Source organism: Acidiphilium acidophilum (assembly GCF_033842475.1).
Taxonomy (GTDB): Bacteria; Pseudomonadota; Alphaproteobacteria; order Acetobacterales; family Acetobacteraceae; genus Acidiphilium; species Acidiphilium acidophilum.
This window is the reverse complement of record NZ_JAWXYB010000014.1, coordinates 1-2,278: the sequence shown is the minus strand read 5'-3', so window position 1 is coordinate 2,278 and position 2,278 is coordinate 1. Positions and strand designations below refer to the sequence as shown.

Below are 2,278 nucleotides of genomic sequence, written 5' to 3'. Positions count from 1 at the left end.
CATGAAAGCATCTGGATTATATTTGCGAACGCGAGGCTATAGTATTGCTCATTCCCCTATCATGCTGACCGCATGACTGGTTCCCCTGCACGACTGTTCAACGCTTTGGTATAGCGAGCAGTGAGAGGAGATATCGGACGTCGGCGAGTGCTGCGCGGTATCGGTCCTGTCTCATGGTGCCGGTCCCCCGCAGGCAGCAATGCCGCATGCCGACGGAAGGCCGCCTCCACCGCCACCGGATCAAGCCTCTGGATGATGTAGCGTATCGAGGTATGGGAAGGCGCGCGGCGCCATTTCAGTGCGAAGCTGCGGTTCAGTGTGCGGGATGGATGTCGATGAAGGGTAACCATCCGGTCTGAGCCGCCTGCCGCTACGGGAAGAAGCGGCTCATAAGAGCGCTGCTATGAGCTGATTCATATGCAGGGAGCTGTGGCGGATGGAGATCATCACGGGGGCTGAGCGCCGGCGTCGCTGGCGGGATGAGGACAAGCTTCGGATTGTCGCGGAAGCTGAGGCACCGGATTCTGTATTTGCCTTGGTGGCACGGCGGCACGAGATTTCGCGAGGGCAGTTGTGGAAATGGCGCGGGCAGGTTCGGCGCGGTGAGTTGGCGCCAGTGCGGGTGGAGCCGGAGTTCATTCCGGTCCGCGTGATGGCGAGTGCGGCGCTGTCGATGCCGCGGGCATTGGGCAAATCAGCGGCGGTAAACGAGTCTGGCGGCGAGCCGGTACCTCAAAGCCGAGCGACGCGATCGGATCCGAGCCGGATTGAGATCGTGCTGCCGGACGGCACCTGTGTTCGGGTTGATGACGGGGTTGGGATTGCCGCCTTGCGTCGTGTGATGACGGCGGTGCGGCGATGATCCCGGTTCCGGCCGGCGTACGGATCTGGCTGGCGTCGGGCCATACGGATATGGGTGGTGTAACCTGACGTCTGGAAATTCATTTTGGGTTGGGAGTTGGTGCCCTTGCCGGGGCATGCCCCGGCAAGGGCTGTTCATTCTGGTATTCCATGCAGTTGTTCACACCAACATGGAGACCGATGAATGGACGCCAAAAAGGATACGATTATCGAGGCACTTTTGGAACATCTGATCGAAAACGGCGCAGGCGATATCGCCACGGTATTTGCCAGGACCTTCGAACTCGCCATGCAGATCGAGCGCGAACGCTTCCTCCACGCCAGTCACTACGAGCGCAACCCCGATCGTCAGGGTTACGCCAATGGCTACAAGCCCAAGCGGATCGATACCCCGGCCGGGTCGATCACCGTCGATGTCCCCAAAACCGCCGGTCACGTGGGCGAACCCTTCTACCCACAGTCCCTCGAACGCGGCCGACGCTCGGTCCGCGCCGTCATGGTCGCCGTCGCCGAAATGTACATCAAAGGCGTCTCCACCCGCGACGTCGAGGCCGTCATGCGCGAATTCGGCATCGAAAGCCTCTCCTCCGCTCAGGTCAGCCGCGCCAGCAAGCTGCTCGATGACGAACTCGCCGCCTGGCGCACCCGACCCCTCGCCGAGATCCGCTACCTCATCCTCGACGCCAGATATGAAAAAATGCGCGATAATGGCGTCGTCCGCGATGCCGCCGTGCTCTCGGCCATCGGCATCGGACCCGATGAACGCCGCCGTGTCCTCGGCGTCTCGGTCGCCCTTTCCGAGGCCGAAGTCCATTGGCGTGCCTTCCTCGAAAGCCTCCATCAGCGTGGCCTGCGAGGCGTCGAATTCATCGTCTCCGATGACCATGCCGGATTGCACGCCGCACGCCGCGCCGTCTTCGGCGCCGCACACTGGCAACGATGCCAGTTCCACCTCGCCCAAAACGCCATCCACCACGCCCCCAACCACGCCATCCGCAAACGCATCGGCGCAGAACTCCGGACCGTCTGGAACGCAAATTCCCTCGCCGCTGCCCAGATCGCTCTCACAACCCTCGTCAATGCCTATCGCGACACCGCACCAAAGCTCGCCGATTGGCTCGAACGAAATATCCCCGAAGGCCTCACCGTCTTCACACTGCCAGAACCCCACCAGCGCCGGCTTCGCACTTCCAACCCCATGGAACGCGGCATCCAGCAGGAACTCAAACGCCGCACCACCAAAATCAGGGTCTTCCCCAACGAAGCCTCCCTCGAACGCCTCGTCAGCGCCGTCCTCGTCGAAATCGATGAAAAATGGGCCGCCGACACCAAGGGCTACATCAAGTGGGACTACCAGGATGCCTGACCCCCGCTCGCCCTATTTTCCAGACATCAGGTTGCTCAATCCGGATATGCG

Annotated in this window: 2 protein-coding genes; both read left to right on the top strand. The window is 61.6% G+C overall.

What is annotated here, in order from left to right; translation table 11 throughout:
- Positions 1-436: 436 nt before the first annotated feature.
- The gene (gene tnpA / locus SIL87_RS02485; protein ID WP_319612559.1) at positions 437-862 is read left to right on the top strand and encodes an IS66-like element accessory protein TnpA; all 426 of its coding nucleotides are present in this window, start codon (positions 437-439) and stop codon (positions 860-862) included.
- A 183-nt stretch (positions 863-1,045) separates the two neighbouring features.
- Positions 1,046-2,227 carry an IS256 family transposase gene (locus SIL87_RS02480; RefSeq protein ID WP_319612316.1) on the top strand — a complete coding sequence of 394 codons (1,182 nt, stop codon included), beginning with the start codon at positions 1,046-1,048 and terminating at the stop codon, positions 2,225-2,227.
- Positions 2,228-2,278 lie beyond the last annotated feature (51 nt).

Bases quoted from the DNA above. Each gene is read 5' to 3' on its own strand.
- tnpA (WP_319612559.1), top strand. From the start codon at position 437: ATGGAGATCATCACGGGGGCTGAGCGCCGGCGTCGCTGGCGGGATGAG.
- SIL87_RS02480 (WP_319612316.1), top strand. From the start codon at position 1,046: ATGGACGCCAAAAAGGATACGATTATCGAGGCACTTTTGGAACATCTG.